Origin of the sequence: Exiguobacterium sp. NPDC077395 (genome assembly GCF_050269125.1) — a bacterium.
Lineage (GTDB): Bacteria > Bacillota > Bacilli > Exiguobacteriales > Exiguobacteriaceae > Exiguobacterium > Exiguobacterium aestuarii_A.
The window spans coordinates 1,341,891-1,366,438 of record NZ_JBNNHU010000001.1 but is presented as its reverse complement, the minus strand read 5'-3'; the positions used below and the strand labels follow the sequence as shown (position 1 = coordinate 1,366,438).

Genomic DNA, 24,548 nt, shown 5'->3' with positions numbered 1-24,548 from the left:
CCTTTTTAGCGTTTGATGACCCCGTTCAAAAAGAAATGAAAATAGTCTTCCATTGTCTCTTTCATGTCGCCGATTGAAAAATGCGGGTCGGACAGGATGGCCTGCTGCATCAATTGCACATAGCGTAAATAGGATGTGGTCGATAATGTGGCGTCGATCGCCCCTTCTTGTTTCCCGTATTCGATCAAACGGGCGAAAGATGCATAACCACGGGACGCCAACTGCTCCCAGTTTGGATCCTGTTGAATCATCGTGGTGATGGTCTCATCAAAAAGAACGGCAGTTTTGATTTTTCGTTTCAATATATCGACGAGTAACGTATCAAACGGAGCGTTCGACTCGATTTGTTCATCAATCCAGCTCATTTGTTCTTCCGTCATCTGTTGTAACACTTCAATGATGACTTGTTCTTTCGAGCCGAAGTAATTATAGATTGAGACGGGGGATACATGAGCTTGCTTGGCGAGTTCACTAACGGTAAACCGAGATTGTTTCTCCGTCATCAGGTCATATGCGGCACTTAAGATGGCCTGTCTTTTTTCTTCGGTGCGTTTTGCGAATCCGTCCATTGGTCGGAGCGCTCCTTTCTGTAGTTTTGTAATAAATATACCATTTCCATTTCAAAAAAGAACGTGATATACTAGTTTTGTAATCATATTAATCTTATATTTCAAAAAAGGAGGGTTTGTGATGATTCGGATTGAACGATTAACAAAACGATTCGATGCAACCCACGGTATTTTTGATGTGACACTCGATGTGTTACCCGGAACGATTTTTGGATTCATCGGACCGAACGGTGCTGGGAAATCGACGACGATTCGTCATCTAATGGGTCTGTTGAAACCGAGCGAAGGAAAGGCGACCATTAACGGGTTCGACTGCTGGAGCGAAACCGAGCAGGTCAAACGAAATGTCGGTTATTTGCCTGGGGAAATCAATTATCCACAACATATGACTGGAGAAGAAATCATTCGGTTAACGCGTCATTTGCATAAAACGGATCCTGCACGAGAGCGACGACTTCGCGAGCGATTCGCGTTCGATGAGTCGACGAAAGTTCGGAAGATGTCTAAAGGGATGAAACAAAAGCTCGCCATCATCACGTGCTTCATGAAAGAGGCACCCGTCTATATTCTGGATGAGCCTACGAGCGGACTCGATCCGCTCATGCAAGAACGTTTGATCGATTGGCTAATCGAAGAAAAAGAAGCAGGTAAGGCGATTTTGATGAGCTCTCACCATTTTCCTGAGATGGAGCGGACGTGTGATCGAGCCGCATTGATTAAAGACGGGCGCATCATCATTGAGGAAGACATGGAAGAACTTAGACAGCACAGTGTGAAACGATATCAGATTGAGTTTTCTTCCGAGGCAGAGGCAATCCGATTCATCAAAACTACTGGAACACAAGATGGAATACACGTAGAAGTCGCCATCACGTCGCCAGAAGAATTGAACAAATTGATTCGAACGCTTGCCGACTATGAGATTCTTTCATTGGAGAGTGGCGCTGACGAACTCGAACACTTGTTTATGCAGTATTACGGGGAGGCGACATAAATGTTAATACGCTCAATGTTTAAACAGAATCGCAGTTGGATTCTCGGTTATTCGGTCGGGACAAGTGTCTATCTCTTCTTTTTGGCCGCTATATTCCCATCCATTCAGGAAACGGGACTGATTGAGGCGAAATTAGAGTCACTTCCACCTGAGTTGCTCGAAGTGTTTCAAATTGATGCGACGATGGCGATGGATAATCTGCTCAATTTATTGTCGAGTAATTACTATGGATTAATTTTTTATGTACTTGCCGTGTTGTTTGCGTTGACGTTTGCCTCGAAACTTCTTGCTAAACCGATCGATTCAGGTGAAATCATGCTGTATATGGCAGCTCCGATTTCTCGTGTCAAATATGTATGGTCTACGTTCGTCATCCTGATCATTGCAGTTGGCTTGTTTGTCGGGTTAAATGGCTTCAGTCTCATGGCGGCAGATGTATTATTCGATTTACAAATCGACTATGCAGTATTATGGATGCTTCAATTGAACGGAGCGCTCATGCTTCTCGTATTAGGGGTCGTTGCCTATATGCTGGCCAGTCTGTTTGATGACAGTAGTAAATCTTATATGGTGACCGGCGGAATCTTCACGTTCTTCTTGATGGTGAATATCATCAACGGAGTAAGCGAGCAGTTCGAATGGTTAGGGAACATCTCTTTCTTTTCTCTCTTCGATGCTCCGGCCATCATGCGTGAACAGTTCGGTGGTGTTCACTTTATTTGGTTAATCGGCTTGTTAATCGTCTTTTCAGCACTCTCATTCATCCGCTTTACCCGAAAAGATTTAACGATTTAGTTTTCCGAAATAAATTGTCGGGTATGATACAATCAGCTCGTTAGAAAGAAAAGGGGATGAATGAAATGCTATATGCTACGTTACGAAACAAAGTAGAGATTCCGATGATTGGGTTTGGGGTATGGCAAGTCGACAATGAGACGGAGGCACCTGCCGCTGTCGTCGAGGCACTCAAGACTGGCTATCGCCATATCGACACGGCTGCCATTTATAAAAATGAAGAAGGCGTCGCAAAAGGGATTAAAGTCTCGGGAGTCGACCGCTCAGACCTATTCATCACATCGAAAATTTGGAATGACGATATTCGTGAAGGGAAGACGAAAGAAGCGTTTGAAGACTCATTAAAACGCCTCGAGACAGACTATTTAGACCTTTGTCTGCTTCACTGGCCAGTTGATGGTTTCGTCGATGCTTGGAAAGATCTGATCGAACTATATGAAGCCGGAAAGATTAAAGCAATCGGTGTATCCAACTTCAAAGAACATCATCTTGAGACGTTAAAAGAAGAAGGACTGATGGCACCGCTCATCAATCAGGTAGAACTTCATCCACAGCTTCCACAACCGGATTTGTTGGACTATTGCCAGGATGAAGGCATTCAAATTGAGGCGTGGAGTCCTCTTATGCAAGGGAAGTTTTTAGAGATCGATGCCTTCTCAGAAATTGCGGAGAAGCATGGAAAAACGCCTGCACAAGTCGTGCTTCGTTGGCACCTCGAGTCAGGTCATGTCGCATTGCCGAAGTCGGTGACACCGCATCGCATCCGTGAAAACTTCGATGTATTCGATTTTTCACTCGACGCGGACGATTTGGCAAAAATCGACCAGGTGGCGACAGGTGAACGTCTTGGACCAGATCCGGACGGAATCGACTTTTAATAACAAGGGGCTCGCATTTGCGAGCCCCTTTCTACGTGTAGAGTCACATGTATGCGGGTAATGATTATTATGTTGCTAAAAGGAGGTGTTTGATCTTCATTCAGAAGATCGTGCTTATGGACTTATCAAAATGGCCAATTGTCAACTGGGTCGCTTTTCTAGCGACCGTCGTCATCAATTATTTTGCGAGCGGTGATAATGCCGCGGTTTCAGATCGAATTGACATCTACTTTAAACCGGCGGGTTACGCCTTCTCCATTTGGGGCGTCATCTATGTCGCATTACTTGTCTGGTTAGTCTTACAATTGAAAAAAGGGACGACGGCCAACCGACAGGCCGAACGTATGAAAGCAGGATTTCTGATTTCATGTGTGTTGAACGGATTGTGGCTTCTCGCATTTACGAATGAGTGGTTCGTACTCTCGCTCGTAATCATGGTGTCATTCTTAGCGTCTCTATGCTGGCTATACTATATTGCATTCCGAACATCTACAAGTTGGCTCGATCGTTTCCCGTTCTCAATCTATATCGGTTGGGTGTCGGTCGCAACGATTGTCAATACGTTCGTCGTGATGAAGACAGAACAGATCACTTCTTTATTAGGTCTTGATGAACTTGCATGGACATCGCTCATGCTGATGGTCGGTGTTGTATTAGCTCTACTCTTCATGTGGTGGCATCACGATTTCATCTATCCACTCGTATTCGTTTGGGCCTATATCGGTATTTTCGCAAGAATCGAAGAAGGGACACTGTATGTCGTCATCGTCAGTGCGCTCGCACTGCTCGCGATTGGATATATCGGTTTGATCTTGTGGAAGCGTCCGAAATCGTTTCTACATCATCCACGTAAAACAGTAGAACATTAAGTTAGAAAAGGATATCTTAACAGGTATCCTTTTTTTGAGTTCTTGAGAACCTATAAATAAATAATATTCATGGATATTTATTCTTTATTTAACATAACTAAAACAGTAGAACCTATTGATATCAGATATGTATACGCTTTCAATCGTAATAGATTCAATTCTTATTATGCAAAAATACATACAGTCCACTTGATTTTTCAGAATATTTAGAACAGAATGTTAATTACGAAACTGTGAGTGAAAGGGGTCGATGATATGAGTCGAGTTGGACTGTATGACTCAAGATTTGAGAAAGACGCGTGCGGGATTGGATTATACGTCAATTTAAACGGACTAAAAAAACATGAGATTGTCCGTAAATCACTTTCGATGCTATGTAAATTAGAGCACCGAGGAGGGCAAGGTGTCATCGATGCCGGTGATGGTGCGGGTATTATGACTGAAATCCCACATGAACTTTTCACGCAAACGATGAACCTTCCGTCACTTGGTCGTTACGCTGTCGGAATGGTTTTTTTTCAGCCATCAGACGATCGACTAAAGGAAAAAATAAATTTGATGGAACGCATGGCAGATGAATTAGACTGTTCGACCATCGAGTGGCGAGAAGTACCCGTGGACGCAACGCAAATCGGGGAACATGCACGCGTGACGCAACCGGTCATTTATCAGTGGTTCATCTCTTGTCCATTTCTCGATGAAGATGCGAATGAACGTGTGTTCTATGAACTCCGACGAAAGATTGAAAAAGTTGAATCGCTAAACTTATATATTGCGAGCCTGTCGACGAGAACGATTGTATATAAAGGCATGCTGACGCCAGTTCAAATTGATGCCTTTTATTTGGACTTGCAATCACCGCATTATAAGAGCACGTTCGGAATCGTTCACTCTCGCTTCTCGACAAATACGTTTCCTTCATGGGAACGTGCACACCCAAACCGGATGATTGTCCATAATGGGGAAATCAACACGTTACGAGGCAATATCGATGCGATGCGCGCTCGCGAAGGGGTCACATCGACCGATCTGTTTGAGGATGTGAATCATTTGTTCCCAGTTCTCCAAGAGGACGGCAGTGACTCGTCGATGCTCGATAATGCCTTCGAGTTCTTCACACGCACCGGTCGATCGATTGCGCATACGGCGATGATGTTGATTCCCGAACCGTTTGTTGAAGGTAAGATGGAACCGTTCAAACGTGACTTCTACCAATATCACTCATCCATCATGGAGCCGTGGGATGGTCCAACGGGCGTCGTATTTACCGATGGGCGACAGATCGGTGCAATTTTAGACCGTAACGGGTTGCGCCCGATGCGTTACGTCGAAACATTAGACGGAGAATTAATCCTGTCATCAGAGACAGGAGTCATCCCTGTCGATGCCGAGAACGTCAAATCAAAACAGCGCCTACGACCTGGACAATTGCTCTTGATCGACTTGATTGAGAAACGTTTGATTCCCGATCAGGAAATTAAGGAGACAATTGCAAAATCGGAGCCGTATCATAAATGGCTCAAACAAATGATGAAAGTGGAAGATAAAGGTGTTCAGGAACAAGACGTCTCAGAACTCGATCGTGTGCAACGCACGTTCGGGTATACAAAAGAGGATATCGAACAGTATATGATTCCATTGATCAACGACGAGAAAGATCCGATTGGGTCGATGGGGCATGATCAACCAATCGCAGTTCTCTCTACCCGTCCTCGGTCGCTCTTCCATTACTTTAAACAACATTTCGCGCAAGTGACGAACCCGCCAATTGATGCCTTACGGGAGAAAGTTGTCACAGCGACGTTCACTTGGATTGGTCCGCAAGGTGATCCGGTCCATACCGGACGTGGTCATGCGAAACGTGTGTGGCTGGATCATCCAATCATCGATGGTTCGACACTCGATCAAATTGGTGAGCGACTCAAACTCGCTCGCGTCGATACGACGTTCACAAATGATTTAGAGGCGGCGCTTGAAGCTCTTTTGCAATACGTCAGCGAAATTGTACGAAATGGTGCGAACGTCATTGTCCTATCTGACCGTTATATGTCACGTGATCGGGCTGCGATGCCGGCGCTCCTCGTGCTTAGTGCCGTTCATCAACATTTGATTCGGGAGAACTTGAGATCGGACTGTAGCGTGATTTGTGAAAGTGGCGAAGTGCGAGAAGTGCATCAGGCTGCGACTTTGATCGGTTATGGAGCCGATGCGGTCTACCCTTATGTTGCCTATGCAACGATTCAACACTTGGTCGAACATGAACAAATCGCTCATTCATTTGAAGAGGCAATTCGCTCCTATCAAAAAGCAGTCGTTGAAGGCATCGTCAAAATCATGTCGAAAATGGGAATCTCGACGATTCAAAGTTATCGTGGGGCTCAAATCTTCGAAGCGGTCGGATTAGACCGTGATTTGATCGAAACGCATTTCCGAGGAACGACGTCTCAGCTATCAGGAATCGGATTCGTTGAATTAGAGGACGAGGCAAAAACACTCCACACACACGCATATGAGACAAATCGCCCGCTCGAAGCGGGAAGTGATTTCCAATGGCGTGCAGACGGAGAGGAACATGCGTTCAATCCGAAGACGATTCACTTGTTGCAACGCGCCTGCCGTGAGAATGAGCGAAAATATTACGATGCCTACGTGAAGTTACATGAGTCGTCGGGACAATTTATCCGTCAGTTGTTCGCGTTTAAGGAACAACGTCCGGTGCCGATTGATGAGGTGGAACCGATCACGTCGATCGTAAGCCGCTTTAAGACGGGGGCGATGTCATTCGGATCCTTGTCGAAAGAAGCACACGAGACGCTCGCTATTGCGATGAACCAAATCGGTGCGAAAAGTAACTCAGGTGAAGGTGGGGAAGACCGTGCTCGCTTTGTCCCGGATGAATTCGGGAACGAGCGCATCAGCCGCATCAAACAAGTAGCGAGTGGCCGTTTCGGCGTGACGGCGGAATATCTATATCATGCCGATGAGATTCAAATCAAGATGGCACAAGGGGCAAAACCGGGGGAAGGTGGACAACTTCCAGGGAACAAGGTGTATCCATGGGTCGCCGAAGTCCGGGGATCGGTCCCAGGCGTCGGACTCATCTCGCCGCCTCCGCATCACGATATTTATTCGATTGAGGATTTGGCACAACTTATTTTTGACTTAAAACATGTGAACCCGAACGCGAAAATCAGTGTCAAACTCGTTTCAAAATCAGGGGTTGGGACGATTGCAGCAGGCGTGGCGAAAGCGAACGCGGATACGATTGTCATTAGCGGATACGACGGTGGGACCGGTGCTTCTCCGAAAACATCAATTAAGCATACAGGTCTTCCGTGGGAACTGGGTCTCCTAGAGACACATCAAACGCTCGCATTGAACGGACTCCGGGGAAGAGTCACGCTCGAGACGGACGGGAAGCTTATGACGGGTCGCGATATCGTCATGGCAGCCATCTTTGGTGCAGAAGAGTTTGCGTTTGCGACAGCACCGCTCGTCGTTCTCGGATGTATCATGATGCGCGCATGTCATTTAGATACTTGTCCGGTCGGTGTGGCGACACAAGACCCGGTACTTCGTCAGAAATTTATGGGGAAACCAGAGCATGTCGTCAACTTGATGACGTTCTTGGCTGAAGAAGTGCGGGAAATCTTGGCGTCACTCGGTGTCACATCACTCGACGAAGTGGTCGGTCGAACGGATCTACTCGAAGAAAGCGTATGGAAGACGAATCATCCGAAAGCGCGACGTCTAGATTTGTCTCCAATGATTTCGATGCCGACACCGTTGCCGGAACGAGAAGAACTCACTCATCCGGCATACCGTTCATACGATCATCGTAAGCTCATCCCAGCTGTATCACGTTCCATCACTTCTGGCCAACCGACGTTCTTCGTAGGTCGCATCCGAAACACCGATCGAGCGGTCGGAACACAGTTAGGTTTTGAAGTGACGAAAGTTCATGGTCAGGTCGGTTTACCGGACGATACGATTTCGCTTCGCCTTAGTGGATCTGCGGGACAAAGTCTGGGGGCATTTTTACCGAACGGGATCACTATCTCTGTCATTGGCGATGCGAACGATTATATCGGCAAAGGCTTGAGCGGAGGGAAACTGGCATTGATTGCTGAAAAGCATGCGCCGTTTGATGAAAGTGAACAAATGATTGCCGGTAACGTCTGCTTGTATGGAGCGACGAGCGGTCAGGCGTTCTTAAACGGACATGTCGGTGAGCGGTTCGCCGTTCGTAACTCTGGTGCGACGGCAGTCGTCGAAGGAGTCGGGGATCACGGGTGTGAATATATGACCGGTGGGACGGTACTTGTACTCGGACAGATTGGACGAAATTTTGCGGCCGGTATGTCCGGTGGTACAGCTTATATTTACGGAGCGCAAGCCTATGAACAACTCGTCAATGAGGAGCTTGTTTCCGTCGTACGGGAGTTGGACGATGAAGATATCGAACAAATTTATGCGCTTCTTGAAGCGCACCAATTCCACACAGATAGCGTCAAAGCACGGACGATTTTAGAGTCATTTGAACAAGTACGTTCACAGTTTGTGAAAGTCGTTCCTAGAGACTATGCGAACGTCTTAGACGTGATGCGTCAAATTGAGGCAAATCGTCCTGAATTGAGTGAGGCCGACCGAGCACTTGAATTGTTCCGTGTCGTGACAGAAGGAGGTACCGTATGAAACATAACTTTTTGAACATCGCGCGAACGACGCTGCCAGAACGTCACGTCGAAGAGCGGGTGAGGGATTATGATGAATATGCGTCTCGTATGGATGATCAATCCGTTCAACAACAAGCCGCGCGCTGTATGGATTGCGGCACACCGTTCTGTCACGTCGGTGATTTGATTGGTCAGGAGACGATTGGATGCCCGATTCACAACTATATTCCAGAGTGGAACAAACTTGTCACGAAAGCTGACTGGATGGGTGCGTACCATCGATTGATGGAGACGAACAACTTCCCGGAGTTCACGGGAAGGGTTTGTCCGGCACCTTGTGAAGGATCGTGTACACTCGGGATCAGTGAAGATCCGGTTGCCATTAAGTCTATCGAGCGAACGATCATCGACCGGGCATTTGAAGAAGGATGGGTGAAACCGAGACTAGTTCATCGAAGAACCGGGTTGACGGTCGCTATCATCGGAAGTGGTCCTGCTGGTCTAGCCGCCGCTGATCAATTGAATCAACTGGGACATTCGGTCACCATCATCGAGAAGTCGGATGAAGCGGGAGGACTGCTCATGTATGGCATCCCAAACATGAAACTCGATAAAGATGTCGTAAGACGTCGCGTTCGGTTACTCGAACAAGAGGGTATTGTCATCCGGACGAACGTCGAGGTTGGTACGGATGTAACGGTCGAATCGCTTCGGAACGAATACGATGCGGTCATCTTGGCGACCGGAGCTCAAAAACAGCGCACGCTCGGGATTGACGGAGATGATGCCGCTGGAGTTGAAATGGCGATGGATTATTTGACGGCATCCATGCATGAACGAAAAGGAGCTCCCCTTGCCTCTGATTATGACGCCAAAGACAAAGATGTCATCGTCATCGGAGGAGGAGATACAGGAGCGGACTGCGTGGCGACGGCAATCCGTCAAGGTGCAAAATCAGTCGTTCAATTTGGGAAGCACCCGTCAAAAGGGTTGCTCCGTGCACCAGAGAAACCTTGGCCACTTCAACCTGACACGCTTACGACCGATTATGCGTATGCGGAATCACTCGCGGTCTATGAGAAAGACCCGAGAACATATTTGATTCGCTCCAACCAAATCGTCACGAAAGAAGGACGTGTCACAGGGATTGAAACGGAACGGATGACGAAAGTCGTCAACCCGGATGGTCAAGCGACTTTCTTCGTAGAGGAAGATTCGATGGAGACGTACCCGGCGGACCTCATCCTCGTCGCCATTGGATTTGAACGACCAGAGCACGAGTTGCGGAAAATCGGCGTCGAGAAAACGATAGATTTCCATACGGCAACGGATAACGTCTTTGTAGCTGGGGATGCGAAGCGGGGGCAAAGCCTAATTGTATGGGCAATTCGAGAAGGACGAGAGGTGGCAGAAGTGGTCGATGCGTATCTCGATACTTGCAAGACCGTTTTAAAAACCTCATCATAAAAAGGAGCGACAACTGTCGCTCCTTATCTTTTGTTTAGGAGGAGTTTTATGTTCACCGAAATCCTCATGTATACGGGAATCTGGTTTATTCTCATCCTGATTTTATTAGGAACCATTTATTCACGACGGAAAAAATGATCAAAGCACCATCGCGGCAATCACCCCGAAGATGATGAGTGGAATGTTGTAGTGTAAGAACGTTGGCCAAACCGTTTCACGAAGGTGATCGTGTTGACCGTCAGCGTTCAATCCACTCGTAGGTCCGAGGGTCGAGTCACTTGCAGGACTCCCGGCGTCACCAAGAGCACCTGCAGTCCCGATGATGGCAATCGTCGCCTCGACAGAGAAGCCATACTGTACACAAAGCGGTACGAAGATGGCCGCAATGATTGGAACAGTTGAGAAGCTCGAGCCGATGCCAAGTGTAATGACGAGTCCGACAAGTAACATGACAAGAGCTGCGATCATTTTAGAATCACCCATCAAATCGCTCGCACCGTTGACGAGCGGATCGATGGCACCTGTTTCACGAATAACGGCTGCGAATCCACTAGCGGCAATCATGACGAAACCGATGAATGCCATCATGCGCATCCCGCTCGTGAAGATGTCATCGGCCTCTGACCAAGGGATGAGGCGGAAAATCGAGAGTAAGATTAGTCCTGTCACCGCTGAAGCAATCATCGACTCCGTCTGCAATTGGACGATGAGGACGATGAGAACGACGACAAGTGTCATGATCATCTTGAAACCACTCATTTGACGAACTTCATAGTCAGACGGTCCGAGTGCAATCGTTTCGTACGTTCGTGGTTTCCGGTAGTGAATGAACGCGGCAATCAATCCAACGACCATCCCAAATGCCGGGATTCCCATAATCGAAATGATATTGACGTCTCCGACAGCTAAGCCGTTCGCTTCAACGTTTGCAATCAAAATCTCGTTCAAGTAAATGCCACCGAACCCGACTGGTAGCAACATATACGGTGTCACGAGACCGAACGTCAAGATGGTTGCGACGAGGCGGCGATCTAACTTCAACTCATTGAATAAGACGAGTAACGGCGGAATCACGATCGGGATAAAGGCGATGTGAATCGGGAGTACGTTTTGTGAGCTGATTGACAACAATAAAAGAAGCGACAATAAGAACGCTTTGACGTACATCACGCGCTTTCCTGACACGTCACGACCTGACATCGCAATTAACTTTTCAGCTAAGACGTCTGGTAGACCCGTCTTCGACAATCCGACGGCGAATGCTCCGAGAAGCGCATAGCTAAGGGCGATGCTCGCTCCGCCGCCAAGACCGTCGCTGAAAGCGGTCAACGTATCGTTAAATCCGAGCCCTCCAACAAGCCCTCCGACAAGCGCAGCTAATATTAAGGACAATACAATGTGCACACGACTGATGGCGAGTGCAAATAAGACGATGACTGCAAGTAATACTGCGTTCATATCCATCCAACACCTTTCACAATTTCTTTCTCTTGGTATCACTTTAATATGATAAAGACTTTTTGAAATTTAACATATGATGTGACCCTTGTCAAATCGATTATGAAAAAAAGCGATAACTCGTGAAAGTTATCGCTTACGTGTTACAGATCGACGTTGTGATACACTTGGCGAACATCTTCCAAGTCTTCGAGCACATCGATTAATTTTTCAAACTGTTCTTTCGAATCGTCATCGAGCGACACTTCGTTTTGTGGAAGCATCGTCAACTCGGCGACGGCGAACTCTTCAACCCCGGCAGACTTGAATGCAGTCTGAACGGCATGGAACGCTTCTGGCTCGGCGTAAACAATGACTGTCTCATCTTCTTCGATGACGTCACGAACGTCGAGGTCGTGTTCCATCATGAGTTCAAGGACATCGTCTGCCGACATTTGATTGACACCGATGACGGCTGTCGCATCAAACATGTAGGCGACCGAACCGCTGACACCCATGTTTCCTCCGTTTTTACCGAAAGCGGCACGTACTTCAGATGCTGTACGGTTTACGTTGTTCGTCAACGTATCGACGATGACCATCGCACCGTTCGGTCCAAATCCTTCATAACGTAGCTCATCGAAGTTTTCCTCGTCGCCACCTTTTGCTTTATCGATGGCGCGATCGATAATCGCACGGGGCACGTTATACGTTTTCGCACGCTCCACAACGAATTTTAATGACTGGTTCAACTCAGGATCAGGTTCCCCTTGACGGGCGGCCACATAAATCTCGCGACCGAACTTCGCATAGACGCGACTCGTGTTCGCGTCTTTCGACGCCTTCTTCTCTTTAATGTTGTTCCATTTACGACCCATTACATGTCATCTCTCTTTCCATTTGTACGTAGATTCATTACAGATTATATAAGAAGTTGCGTGAATTGACGAGAAAAGTTTTACTCGTCGCCCTTATCCATCTTCTCAACAATCTCGGTGAGCGTCTTCAAACTGTCAATGAGGCGGTCGGTTTCATCCTCGTTTAAAAAGGCGAGACGCTCCTCAAAAAGCCTCCGGAACGAGTCTCTCCGTTCGAGTAAAATACGCTCACCTTTCTCTGTCAACTGGTTCCAAATGACACGGCGGTCCCGTTCATCCGGTACGCGTGTAATATATCCTTCATTTAACAGTTTCGTGATGAGCGGGGTAACATTGGGCGGCGCGATGGAGAGTGTTTCACTAATTCGTCCATTTGTGACAGCCCCCTCGTCCTCAATCAACATCAACAGATGGAAATGAGAGAAGTTCAAGTTCGGAATTTGTGGGAAATCAGATCGACGTAGCAGTTTACGACGAATTAAAGGGATCAGTTTGACGAACTGGTCCGCAGCATCTTGTTTCGGCATAGTAGATTCACTTCCTAGTTAGGTTCTATTTTCATTATACACGAGTTAGGTGCAGTTGAACCTAAAAACGGGTTGATGTGATGATTGATACATCTTAGAAGAAATAGAACCGACACAATTTATGTAAGCGTTTACATAAACGGAATTACTTGTTTTCATGAAAACGCATTCGATTTTACTGAGGACACAGTTAAAAATCAAGGGGTATCAACAAATGACAAAAAAATATTGTGAAAGAGTTCACATTGTTGTCACCCACAAACTCTGAAAAACATTGTATTCTATGAATGTGAAGGAAAGCACAATCTCTTGAAAGCAGTCATCACATTGTGTCTTCCATCAAGTCAATATGTTCATTAAAAGCTCTCAATTATGAGGAGGAACCTAACATGGCAGTCAAAGAGAAAGCAAAAGTGGAAACTACGGCAGAACAAATGGTGGATACGCTTGTAGCGGGTGCACATGCCGCACTCGATACGTTGATGACGTTCGACCAAGAGAAAATCGATGAAATCGTACAAGCGATGGCGCTCGCTGGTCTTGAGCAACACGTCGCACTTGCGAAATTAGCACATACAGAAACTGGCCGCGGTGTCTTTGAAGACAAGATGATCAAAAACATCTTCGCGACAGAATATATTTACAACTCACTCCGTGGAGAAAAAACAGTTGGCGTTCTTGAAGACGACGTTCAAAACGGAATCACATACATCGCAGAACCAGTCGGTGTCGTAGCTGGGGTCACACCGGTCACAAACCCAACATCGACAACGATGTTCAAAGCGATCATCGCCATCAAGACACGTAACCCAATCATCTTCGCGTTCCATCCATCCGCTCAACAGTGTTCAAGTGAAGCGGCACGTGTTCTTCGTGACGCAGCGATAGCAGCAGGTGCTCCTGAAAACTTGATTCAATGGGTTGAAGTCCCGTCACTCGACGCAACAAAAGCACTCATGAACCACCCAGGTGTGGCGATGGTTCTTGCGACTGGTGGGGCAGCAATGGTCAAATCAGCTTATTCGACTGGTAAACCAGCACTCGGTGTCGGACCTGGTAACGTACCGGCTTATATCGATAAGACTGCGAAAGTGAAACGTGCCATCTCGGACGTCATCCTTTCAAAAACGTTCGACAACGGTATGATTTGTGCGTCTGAACAAGCAATCATCGTCGACCAAGAAGTTTATGAAGAAGTGAAAGCAGAAATGACGGCACTCGGTTGCTACTTCTGCTCACCTGAAGAAAAAGCGAAACTCGAAACACTCGTCATTCGCACGGACACATGTGCGGTCAACCCAGAAATCGTCGGGAAGCCAGCAGCGTGGATCGCTGAAAAAGCAGGTCTCAACGTACCGGCTGATACGAAAATCTTGATTGCTGAACTTGAAACGGTCGGCGCAACTGAACTTCTTTCTCATGAGAAGTTGAGCCCGGTTCTCGGTGCTTATAAAGTACAGTCACGTGAAGAAGGATTCGCGATCGCTGAAAAAATGCTCGAAATCGGTGGTCTCGGTCACACAGCGGTCATCCACTCAACAGATGACGATGCCATCCTTGACTTCGGTCTTCGCATGAAAGCTTGCCGTATCATCGTCAACTCACCTTCAGCACACGGTGGAATCGGTGACCTTTATAACGAAATGACACCATCCCTCACGCTCGGCTGTGGGTCATACGGTAAAAACTCCGTCTCAGAAAACGTGACGGCGAAACATCTACTCAACGTGAAAAAGGTGGCGAGACGTCGCGTGAATATGCAATGGTTCAAAGTACCTGAAAAAATCTACTTCGAGAAAAACTCGGTGCAATACCTTCAATCGCTCACAACGAAAAAACGGGCGATGATCGTCACGGATGAAATGATGGTCAAACTCGGATTTGCTGACAAAGTCATCAAAAACTTGCCTGCAGGTGTTGAGTACCGCATCTTTGACCAAGTCGAACCAGACCCATCTGTCGAAACGGTCATGAACGGTGCCGAAGCGATGCGTCACTTCCAACCAGACATGATTATCGCACTCGGTGGTGGATCACCGATGGATGCTGCAAAAGGAATGTGGCTCTTTTACGAACGTCCAGAAGAGAAGTTCTCAAACCTTCGTCAGAAATTCATGGATATTCGCAAACGGACGTACAAGTTCCCGACGCTCGGTAACAAATCAATGTTTATCGCCATCCCGACAACTTCTGGTACAGGTTCTGAAGTGACACCGTTCACCGTCATTACAGACAAAAAACGTAACGTGAAATATCCGATTGCCGACTATGCGATCACACCAGACGTTGCCATCGTCGACCCTGAGTTCGTCATGACCGTGCCAGCATCAATTACGGCTGACACAGGAATGGACGTCATGACGCACGCGATCGAAGCATACGTTTCAGTCATGGCGAATGATTACACGGACGGCCTCTGCCTCCGCGCCATCAAGATGATTTTCGACTACCTACCAAAAGCGTATGAAAACGGTAGCGATGCGGAAGCACGTCAGAAAGTGCACAACGCTTCAACGATGGCTGGTATGGCGTTCGCGAACGCGTTCCTTGGAATCAACCACTCGATCGCTCACAAAATCGGTGGAGAGTTCCACGTACCACACGGTCGTACGAACGCAATCCTTATGCCACACGTCATCCGTTACAACGCGACACGCCCATCAAAACTTGCGGCGTTCCCGAAATATGAGTCATTCATCGCAGACGAGCGTTACGCAGAAATCGCACGTTACCTCGGCCTCCCGGCAAGTACGACAGCAGAAGGTGTCGAGTCACTCGTCCAAGCGATCATCGAGCTCGGTCAACGTTTGAACATCAAACTCTCGTTCAAAGCACAAGGCATCAAGAAAGCAGAACTCGATGCGAAGATTGACAAAATGGCAGTCGACGCATTCGAAGACCAATGTACGACGGCAAACCCGAAAATGCCGCTCGTTGAAGAGTTGAAAGAAATCATGTACGCAGCATACGAAGGCGTATAAGAAATCAAATCAATCAAGGTGCCCGTTCGAGAGAGCGGGCACCTTTTTTGAGTAGATAAAAGGTTAGTTAAGAAACGGTACAGGCGACGACATATTTTTTTGGTCGTTCGTTTCGGGTATGATAGAAGTGGAGGCGATACGATGAAACAAGAGATGACGATTACGACAGCGTATGGAACAATTGCAGGAACTTTTCTTTCGCATGAGGAGCCTCGGGCGACCATTGTCATGTTGAGTGGAAGCGGACCAAGTGACCGTGACGGGAATATGGGTGGCGTCGGCTTTAATACGTACGGAAAGTTAGCTGAGGCGCTATACGATCATGGCTATAACGTCTTTCGGTATGACAAACAAGGAATCGGGAAGTCGGATGGTGACTTCAATAAGGTCGGGTTACATGATTTGATTAACGATGCGATTCTAGTCGTGCGGACGATTCGACAACTCGCAGATGTGAATCATCTCTATATACTCGGTCATAGTGAAGGGGCAATCCTTGCGCCAGCTGTACAATTGGAGACGAAATCCGATGGACTCATTTTATTGTCAGGGTTCCATGAGTCATCGAAACAGATGTTTTTATATCAGGCAGACGCCTTAGCAAAGGACGTCGAACGTGTCAAAGGATTAAAAGGCATGTTTTACCGGGTGACAGGGGTGGCGAAAAAGGTGAGACAGCGGCAGGATGACTTGCTCGAGCGATCTTTACGCACGAAAGTTTCCGCTTTTAAATACAGAGGACAAGTCGTGAACGCAAAATGGATTCGCGAACATGCCTCGTATGACGTACGGGAGCGGTTAGAACATGTCACTGTTCCGGTCCTTGCGATTACAGGAGGGCGTGACGTACAAGTCCCACCGGAGCACGTCCATATGATTCAGACGAAAGGGGAGGTTACGTCCTCGATCATCGATGACATGAATCACCTTCTCGTGAAGCGAGATTCACCGCATTCTCTTCTGACGCTTCATAAAGAATACCGTGAGGCGATTGATGAACCGATTCATCCAAAACTCGTCCAAGAAGTGGTGGAATGGTTAAGAAAACAGTCATAAACATAAAAAACGGTCATTATATGACCGTTTTTTATGTTATAATTGTGACAAATTGAATGTATCTGAATGTTTTTGAATGATTTTAGTTGTTTTTATAATGAAAACGCTTTATATTAGACATATGGAGGGAACAAGATGTTAACGAAACAACGACATCAGTTGATATTACAACGCTTATCTGAGCAGAAAGTCGTCAAATTGAAAGAGTTGGTTGATTTGACGGATTCATCCGAGTCGACGATTCGTCGTGATTTGACGGACCTCGAAGCGGAAGGATATCTGGCAAGGGTGCACGGGGGAGCGACACTCATCGCGACTCCTGACGAAGAACCGACATTTGAAGAGAAACGAGATCGTTTCGTCGATGAAAAAGTTGCGATTGCACGGAAGGCCGCAACATTCATTGAAGATGGGATGTCGATCTATTTAGATGCCGGGACAACGACTCAGGCGATGGTACCGTTTTTAGAAGGAAAGAAAATTGTAGTCGTCACAAACAGTCTACCGATAGCGAATGAATTATTTGATCTTGATATTAAGACGTTTGTGATCGGCGGAGAATTGAAACGGTCGACTCAAGCGCTCGTTGGATACAATGCCCGCGAGAGCATGATGAATTATCGAGTTGACCTCGCTTTCCTCGGAATGAACGGAATCGACCTTGACGCAGGCTACACGACACCGGACCCAGAAGAAGCGCTTGTCAAAAAGACGGCAATTGAATTGGCACAGACGTCATACGTGCTCGCGGACGCATCGAAAATCGGGAAACGAACGTTCAGCCGAGTCGCCACGTTAGACGCTGCGCAATTGATCACATCAAGCGATGCATCAATGAGTTCCATCCAAACAATAACAAAGGTGGTGAATGCGAAATGATTTACACGTTAACACTCAACCCTTCTATTGATTACTACGTGACATTACCAGAAGTAAATTTAGGAGAAGTGAACCGAATCGAAGAAACGACCGAACGAGCAGGTGGAAAAGGGATCAACGTTTCGATCGTGCTTCGAGAATATGAAAAAGAAACGAAAGCGCTTGGCTTTATCGGTGGAACGACAGGTGATTTCATCAAAAAGTCGCTCGTCGACCATGGCGTGCACACGGATTTTGTTGAAGTAAACGGAAATACTCGAATCAACGTCAAGATTCGTGCAAAAGAAGAGACCGAATTGAACGCGAGCGGACCGAACATCACGGATGGTGAACTCGAACAATTGAAAGCCAAGTTCGACCAAGTCGATGAAGGTGACATCGTCGTTCTTGCGGGAAGTATCCCAAGTAATTTACCGGACTCATTGTATCGGACAATCGCTGAATCGATTCGCGAAAAAGGTGCCGACTTCGTCGTCGATACGACGAAAGACGCCATGCTTGAAGTCCTTTCTCTCGAACCGTTGATGATTAAACCGAACCATCACGAGTTAGGCGAACTGTTCGATACAGAGATCGAGACGTTCGAGGACGCCCTTCCTTATGCGGAGCAACTCGTCGAACGTGGCGCGAAAAACGTCATCATTTCATTTGCAGGGGATGGAGCACTACTCGTCAACAAGGACGGCGCGGTCACGGCGAACACACCGGTCGGTAAACTCGTCAACTCAGTCGGTGCCGGAGATTCACTCGTTGCCGGATTTGTCGCAAACGTCAAAGAAAAAGGCGAACAGGAGGCGTTCCGCTACGCTGTCACAACAGGTAGTGCGTCCGCATATACGTTTGGTCTTTGTTCAAAAGAAGATATTGATCGATTGATTGATCAAGTACAACTCACACCACTCAAACGAATGGAGGAAACAACATGAAAATCACGGACTTGCTTCAACGCGATACGATTCAATTGAATCTTCGTGCTAGCTCTAAGCGTGAGGTCATCGAAGAACTCGTCGATGTCCTCGACCGTGCCGGCAAACTATCTGACCGCGACGGATATCGTGACGCCATCTTAAAACGTGAAAGCGAGAGCACGACTGGACTCGGAGAAGGGATTGCCATCCCTCACGCGAAAACGAGTGCTGTCCAAACACCAGCAATCGCCTTCGGACGCTCAGAAGGAGTCGATTACGAAGCGTTGGACGGTCAACCAAGCCGCCTTTTCTTCATGATTGCGGCAGGGGAGAACGCGAATAACGAACACCTTGAAACGCTCTCTAAATTATCGGTCTACTTGATGGACCCAGCATTCCAAGAGCGCCTCTATGCAGCGACTTCTGAAAGCGATGTCATCCGTGCCATCGAGGAGAAGGAAGCGGCAGAAGAGAAGCCGGAAGTCGTCAAACCGACGAACGAAGATGCTCCGTTCATCTTAGCGGTCACGGCTTGCCCGACAGGAATCGCCCATACGTATATGGCAGCGGACAGCTTGAAACAAAAAGCGGAAGCGATGGGCGTCGATATTAAAGTCGAAACGAACGGTTCTACTGGAGTGAAGAACGAGCTTACACGAGCAGACATCGATCGTGCGACAGCTATCATCGTCGCAGCGGACAAAGCCGTGGAAATGGATCGCTTCGCTGGAAAACGCGTCATCGAAGTACCGGTCGCACAAGGGATCCGGAAACCGGAAGAACTCATCAATCGTGCCGTCAATCAAGATGCGCCGGTATATGAAGCTTCCAAAACGTCTGGTGCACCGAAAGAACAACGCACAGGTGTCTATAAGCACTTGATGAGCGGTGTATCTGCGATGCTCCCACTCGTTGTCGCAGGTGGTCTCTTGATCGCAATCAGTTTCTTCTGGGGCATCAACTCTGCTAACCCGGATGATCCATCTTACAATGAATTCGCAGCACAGTTGATGACAATCGGTGGAGCAGCATTCGGCTTCCTCGTTCCGATTCTTGCAGGTTTCATTGCGATGTCGATTGCCGATCGTCCAGGTCTCGCACCAGGTCTCGTCGCAGGGGTACTCGCAAGCCAAGGGAACGCCGGATTCCTCGGTGGCCTTATTGCCGGTTTCTTGGCAGGTTACGTTGTCCTCTTCTTGAAAAAGGCACTCGCGAAATTGCCTGCTTCACTTGAAGGAATTAAGCCAGTTCTTTTGTATCCGTTACTCGGATCGTTTATCTCAGGTATGATCATGTTGCTTGTCGTCAATGAACCGATTGCAGCACTTATGACATGGTTGATGGATACATTGAACAGCATGAGTGGCGCGAATGCGATCCTTCTCGGTGTCATCGTCGGTGGTATGATGGCAGTCGATATGGGTGGTCCGATCAACAAGACAGCATACGTGTTCGGTACGGCAGCCCTCACAGCAGGAAACCAAGAAGTCATGGCAGCCGTCATGGCGGGTGGAATGGTACCACCAATCCTTGTCGCACTTGCATCAACCGTATTTGCTCGTCAGAAATTCTCGAAACAAGAGCGTGAAGCTGGTAAGACTGCTTACATCATGGGAGCTTCATTCATCACCGAAGCGGCCATTCCGTTCGCTGCTGCTGACCCAATTCGCGTCCTACCATCTGCCATCCTCGGTTCTGCAATCGCAGGTGGATTGTCAGCATTCTTCGCGATTCAATTACCGGCCCCGCATGGTGGAATCTTCGTCTTCCCACTTCTTGAAGGTGCTGGAAATGTCGCGATGAGTATGGGACTCTATGCCGTTGCCATCTTGACAGGTGCCCTCGTCGGTGCATTGCTCCTTTCATTCTTGAAAAAGCCGTTGACGACATCTGCACCAGTGCAATCAAAAGAAGTCGCATAAACCGAGAGAGTCGTTGCCTCAGTAGAGGTGGCGGCTCTTTTTTTGTGGTAGAAGAACAATGAAAATTCACATAATCTCGGATTGCAAGTTGGGGATTTGTGGTAAACTATTTGTAAAGCTTCGGGTTAGGAGGGGGTCACATTGGACATTCGAGTCGCCAAACCAGATGATGTGTATGGGATTGCGAGAGTGCGTGTGAACGGATGGCGTACGACCTATCGGGGGATCGTACCGACTGAGTATTTATTGAAAGTTTCGTCCGGTTCTATCGAATGGGCAGAACGGTTGCGGACAGCGCTTCGTCGGCAGGAAGTCGCCGGCTTTGTGGCGATCGTGGATGATGAGATTGTGGGCTTCGTCCTCTACGGAGAAGAGCGTACGGGTGAGTATCCAGACCATACGAACGAAGTGTATGCCATTTATATTTTGGAAAATCATCAAGGGAACGGAATCGGGTCCGCTCTCCTTGAACATGCCGTCCAATCGATGTGCGAGGCGGGACTTTTGATTTGGGCGCTTGAGATGAACCCATTCCGCACATTTTATGAGCGGAAACAAGGGCAGGTCATCGACCAAAAGGATCGGGAATTTGGTGAATTGTTACTCCGTGAAGTGGCGTATGGTTGGGAAACGACCCGTCATGATTCGATTATGGGTGCCTAAGCTTAGTGACTGTAGAATGTTCTACGGTCTTTTTTTGTGCCGATTGGAGCTTTTTTCTTGGACGATGAAGTCTACTTTTTTGCTACAATCATAAATATATATGAAATATATTCACCGTTTCATTTTCTATGTTCAATAAATCATAGTAATATGCATCTAGTTATAATTGGGGAATTCATATTGCTACTTCATGTGTGGTGACAAAATGGTATTCAAATCACCTAGTTAAATTAGGGGGAAGTAGTGAAAATTTGGTTTTTTTAGGGGTAGAGAAAATGATAAATTTTGATCAAGAAATCCAAAAGATACAAACTATGGCACAATCACCAAAGAAGCTGTTCCTTGCAATCCGTGCTGCCAGAGAATTAGTCCGAGAGTACCCAGACGAATTCATCGCCTGGACGACTCTCATTAGTGCTGAAATGGATACGCCGGAAGAAGACTATGAAAGTGCCTCCAAACACTTATTCGAAGCATTTGATAAGTTTCCGGAGCATTCGATTTTCTTCGCCCTCGGCGTATATCTTGAATCAACTTTCGTCTATCCAGTATATGACGAAACAAAGATTGAGGAGATCGAGTCGATGCTGAATAAAATGGATGCTAAGTCAAAAGGGATCCTCTACTATTCAATGGCCAATCTACATGAATTCGAATATCCAGAACAGTATGAATCGTATCTATTAAAGGCGATAGCGGAGTACCCAGAATTTCCTCGTTACTATCTTTGTCTTGGACGGTACTATATCTCAAACGAGAGTATTGAAAAAGGAAAGCAGTATGTAAGAGAAGGTTTGCTAAGAGTAAAAGAGTGTTTCAATGAAGCATCACTCCCAGACTATGAAATTTCTCTATATTCGTTCATTGATGAAGAAATCGGTGGACTTTATATGTTCGATGAGTTTTACAAGGAATATAAAGAAATGTCCTTATGAATCAATTAAAAATAGTGTTGTTCCATTATATAAACTCTTCTATACTGAATTGAACATAAAATTCCAAATGAAGGGTTGGGGAAAGATGGAACACCGAAAAATCTGTATCAAGTTAAGTGGAGCCGCTCTAGCTGGTGATGGAACGGATAATTTTGACGAAATGAGCCTCAGCCTGATTGCAGAAGAAATATTATCACTCGCAAATAGCGGGGTTGAAGTGTGTGTCATGGTCGGCGGGGGAAATCTCTTCCGAGGGAATCAAGCAGAAGCATGGGGGATCAATCGAGTGGAAGCTGACAGCATCGGGACGCTCGGGACAGTCATGAACTCATTGATGCTGCGTGGCATCTTGAAACGTGATGCCAATCGAGAAGTACGCGTCATGACGTCGATTCCAATGCCAAGTGTAGCCGAGCCATACATTCAACTTCGGGCCATCAATCATTTGAAAAAAGGGTATATCGTCATTTTCGCAGGCGGTAACGGTCAACCGTTCGTCTCTTCAGATTACCCGGCTGTTCAGCGTGCCATCGAAGTGGGATGCGACGCTTTGTTTGTGGCCAAGAACGGTGTCTCCGGCGTATTTGACCGAGACCCTCGGTTGGACTCCGAGGCGCGTCAATATGAAACCCTACACTATAACGACGTCATTGCTCATGATTTAAAAGTGATGGATCAATCGGCATTACTCCTCGCAAGAGACCACGGTTTGCCGATTCACTTGTTCGACTTCAAGGAACGGAACGCCATTCATCGGATTCTCCAAGGAGAGACCATTGGAACGATGATTCATCACCATGACACGCAACTTTTGCAGAATTGAGGGGACGATATGCATGAAGTAACAGATGGTCAAGTCGTCGGGACAAACGGAATATCTGTCTCGTATTCGTTCCTGCAGCCTGATTCGTCATCCAACACGCTCGTGATGTTGTTGCCCGGATACGGATATACGAATGATTCCCCGATGTTTCGCTATACGACAGCGTTATGTTTAGAGAATGGATTGAACGTTCTTGAACTCAACTACAATTATCGGGATGAGCGGTATGATTCAGTCGATGTATCAGTGGCGATTGTTGACGATGTTCGTCTCGTCATCGACCAAGTGATACAATCCCATTCTATTAATGAATACATAATCATCGGAAAATCGCTAGGTACGATGGCGATGGCAAGTGAGCGTACCCGAAACGTGTTTCATGATGCCAAGCTGGTTTGGTTGACACCGTTGTTGAAACAAGACGACGTATACGAAGCAATCCTGTCTCATAAAGGTAAACAGCTCGTGCTAATGGGAACGGCGGACCAACATTATGTAGATGAGAGAATGAAGCGTCTTGAACATCTGGCCTTGACCGAACTCGAGATTGTCAAGGAGATGAATCATAGCCTCGAGTACACAGGAGAGACATACCGGTCACTACGGTTACTTGAAACACTTCTCAAGCGAGTGGAGCAATTTATCATTGCACCATAAAGTTGTAAGGTGGTGAAGAGAATCCATGAGGACACTCACTACGTTCAGCAAGGAGGAGTTAACGTGAAATTTACCACTGAACGTCTAGAAATAAGACCATTTACGGAGAAAGATTTGCATGCTACATTCGAAATGTATAGAAAACCAGAAGTATGTAGATATCTTTTACATGACCCTTGGACTTCCGAGAATATGAATGAAGCGTTTGCTAAAAAAATGACGAATTCTACTCTTACCGAGACAGGTACGTTAAATTTAGCGGTCATACATCAAGATGAAGTGATTGGAGATCTCACGGTCTGGTATGCGGGTATGAAAGAAACGGTAGAGATCGGGTATTGTTTTCCTGATTCACATTCAGGAAAAGGGTATGCGACTGAAGCAGTTAAGGGATTACTTGAAAAATTGTTCCATGAGTTCAACCTACATCGAATACAAGCCAATCTTGATACAAGGAATGTCGCTTCCCAAAAATTATGCGAGCGAATTGGAATGAGAAAAGAAGCTCATTTCTTGAAGGACTATTGGAATAAGAATGAATGGACCGATAGCATGGTGTATGGAATACTACATGAGGAACTCAAGAAGTGATCAGACGATCAGTAAAAATAAGACAAAGAAAAGGAGATGACAC

The 24,548-nt window shown here is 46.9% G+C and carries 20 protein-coding genes; 16 read left to right on the top strand and 4 right to left on the bottom strand.

What is annotated here, in order from left to right; translation table 11 throughout:
* Positions 1–5 precede the first annotated feature (5 nt).
* The gene (locus ACQKD4_RS07010; RefSeq protein ID WP_427372887.1) at positions 6–569 is read right to left on the bottom strand and encodes a TetR/AcrR family transcriptional regulator; all 564 of its coding nucleotides are present in this window, start codon (positions 567–569) and stop codon (positions 6–8) included.
* Positions 570–690: 121 nt separating this feature from the next.
* Between ACQKD4_RS07010 and ACQKD4_RS07005 the strand changes: the two genes are divergently transcribed.
* The 6 genes from ACQKD4_RS07005 (at position 691) to ACQKD4_RS06980 (ending at position 10,248) form a co-directional block, all read left to right on the top strand.
* Positions 691–1,563 (top strand): ABC transporter ATP-binding protein, encoded by an 873-nt coding sequence (locus ACQKD4_RS07005; protein WP_427372886.1) that lies wholly within the window; start codon positions 691–693, stop codon positions 1,561–1,563.
* Positions 1,564–2,358 (top strand): ABC transporter permease subunit, encoded by a 795-nt coding sequence (locus ACQKD4_RS07000; protein WP_214875731.1) that lies wholly within the window; start codon positions 1,564–1,566, stop codon positions 2,356–2,358.
* A 65-nt stretch (positions 2,359–2,423) separates the two neighbouring features.
* A complete protein-coding gene (locus tag ACQKD4_RS06995) occupies positions 2,424–3,236 on the top strand; it encodes an aldo/keto reductase (protein ID WP_427372885.1) in 813 nt (270 codons plus the stop codon).
* 116 nt (positions 3,237–3,352) lie between these two features.
* Positions 3,353–4,105: a tryptophan-rich sensory protein gene (locus tag ACQKD4_RS06990; RefSeq protein ID WP_214761809.1), complete on the top strand. Its 753-nt coding sequence runs from the start codon at positions 3,353–3,355 to the stop codon at positions 4,103–4,105.
* A 255-nt stretch (positions 4,106–4,360) separates the two neighbouring features.
* Positions 4,361–8,800, top strand: a complete 4,440-nt coding sequence (gene gltB / locus ACQKD4_RS06985; RefSeq protein WP_427372884.1) for a glutamate synthase large subunit — start codon at positions 4,361–4,363, stop codon at positions 8,798–8,800.
* Positions 8,797–10,248 carry a glutamate synthase subunit beta gene (locus ACQKD4_RS06980; RefSeq protein ID WP_427372883.1) on the top strand — a complete coding sequence of 484 codons (1,452 nt, stop codon included), beginning with the start codon at positions 8,797–8,799 and terminating at the stop codon, positions 10,246–10,248. Before gltB ends, ACQKD4_RS06980 begins: the two co-directional genes overlap by 4 nt.
* A gap of 138 nt (positions 10,249–10,386) precedes the next feature.
* Here the strand turns inward: ACQKD4_RS06980 and ACQKD4_RS06975 are convergent, their stop codons facing one another.
* The 3 genes from ACQKD4_RS06975 to ACQKD4_RS06965 form a co-directional block, all read right to left on the bottom strand.
* Positions 10,387–11,706 carry a Na+/H+ antiporter family protein gene (locus ACQKD4_RS06975; RefSeq protein ID WP_427372882.1) on the bottom strand — a complete coding sequence of 440 codons (1,320 nt, stop codon included), beginning with the start codon at positions 11,704–11,706 and terminating at the stop codon, positions 10,387–10,389.
* Positions 11,707–11,849: 143 nt separating this feature from the next.
* Positions 11,850–12,563, bottom strand: coding sequence for a YebC/PmpR family DNA-binding transcriptional regulator (locus ACQKD4_RS06970; RefSeq protein WP_214783428.1), 714 nt, complete (start codon positions 12,561–12,563; stop codon positions 11,850–11,852).
* 80 nt (positions 12,564–12,643) lie between these two features.
* Positions 12,644–13,090 (bottom strand): MarR family winged helix-turn-helix transcriptional regulator, encoded by a 447-nt coding sequence (locus tag ACQKD4_RS06965; protein WP_031423822.1) that lies wholly within the window; start codon positions 13,088–13,090, stop codon positions 12,644–12,646.
* 389 nt (positions 13,091–13,479) lie between these two features.
* Between ACQKD4_RS06965 and adhE the strand changes: the two genes are divergently transcribed.
* The 10 genes from adhE to ACQKD4_RS06915 all read left to right on the top strand — a co-directional run bounded on the left by adhE (position 13,480) and on the right by ACQKD4_RS06915 (position 24,505).
* A complete protein-coding gene (adhE, locus tag ACQKD4_RS06960) occupies positions 13,480–16,071 on the top strand; it encodes a bifunctional acetaldehyde-CoA/alcohol dehydrogenase (RefSeq protein ID WP_427372881.1) in 2,592 nt (863 codons plus the stop codon).
* A gap of 141 nt (positions 16,072–16,212) precedes the next feature.
* A complete protein-coding gene (locus ACQKD4_RS06955; RefSeq protein WP_427372880.1) occupies positions 16,213–17,127 on the top strand; it encodes an alpha/beta hydrolase in 915 nt (304 codons plus the stop codon).
* Positions 17,128–17,262: 135 nt separating this feature from the next.
* Positions 17,263–18,006, top strand: a complete 744-nt coding sequence (locus ACQKD4_RS06950) for a DeoR/GlpR family DNA-binding transcription regulator (protein ID WP_214875742.1) — start codon at positions 17,263–17,265, stop codon at positions 18,004–18,006.
* Entirely contained in the window at positions 18,003–18,932 is a 930-nt protein-coding gene (gene pfkB / locus ACQKD4_RS06945) for a 1-phosphofructokinase (protein WP_214875744.1), read from the top strand. Before ACQKD4_RS06950 ends, pfkB begins: the two co-directional genes overlap by 4 nt.
* Complete coding sequence (locus ACQKD4_RS06940) at positions 18,929–20,836, top strand: fructose-specific PTS transporter subunit EIIC (protein ID WP_337873777.1); 1,908 nt, start codon at positions 18,929–18,931, stop codon at positions 20,834–20,836. Before pfkB ends, ACQKD4_RS06940 begins: the two co-directional genes overlap by 4 nt.
* Positions 20,837–20,977: 141 nt before the next feature.
* Positions 20,978–21,499, top strand: coding sequence for a GNAT family N-acetyltransferase (locus ACQKD4_RS06935; RefSeq protein WP_214692154.1), 522 nt, complete (start codon positions 20,978–20,980; stop codon positions 21,497–21,499).
* A gap of 314 nt (positions 21,500–21,813) precedes the next feature.
* The gene (locus ACQKD4_RS06930; protein ID WP_427372879.1) at positions 21,814–22,434 is read left to right on the top strand and encodes a hypothetical protein; all 621 of its coding nucleotides are present in this window, start codon (positions 21,814–21,816) and stop codon (positions 22,432–22,434) included.
* Between the two features lie 85 nt (positions 22,435–22,519).
* Positions 22,520–23,257 carry a UMP kinase gene (pyrH, locus tag ACQKD4_RS06925; protein WP_427372878.1) on the top strand — a complete coding sequence of 246 codons (738 nt, stop codon included), beginning with the start codon at positions 22,520–22,522 and terminating at the stop codon, positions 23,255–23,257.
* A gap of 9 nt (positions 23,258–23,266) precedes the next feature.
* Positions 23,267–23,914 carry an alpha/beta family hydrolase gene (locus tag ACQKD4_RS06920; protein ID WP_427372877.1) on the top strand — a complete coding sequence of 216 codons (648 nt, stop codon included), beginning with the start codon at positions 23,267–23,269 and terminating at the stop codon, positions 23,912–23,914.
* Between the two features lie 63 nt (positions 23,915–23,977).
* Positions 23,978–24,505, top strand: coding sequence for a GNAT family N-acetyltransferase (locus ACQKD4_RS06915; protein ID WP_427372876.1), 528 nt, complete (start codon positions 23,978–23,980; stop codon positions 24,503–24,505).
* The last annotated feature ends 43 nt before the right edge of the window (positions 24,506–24,548 follow it).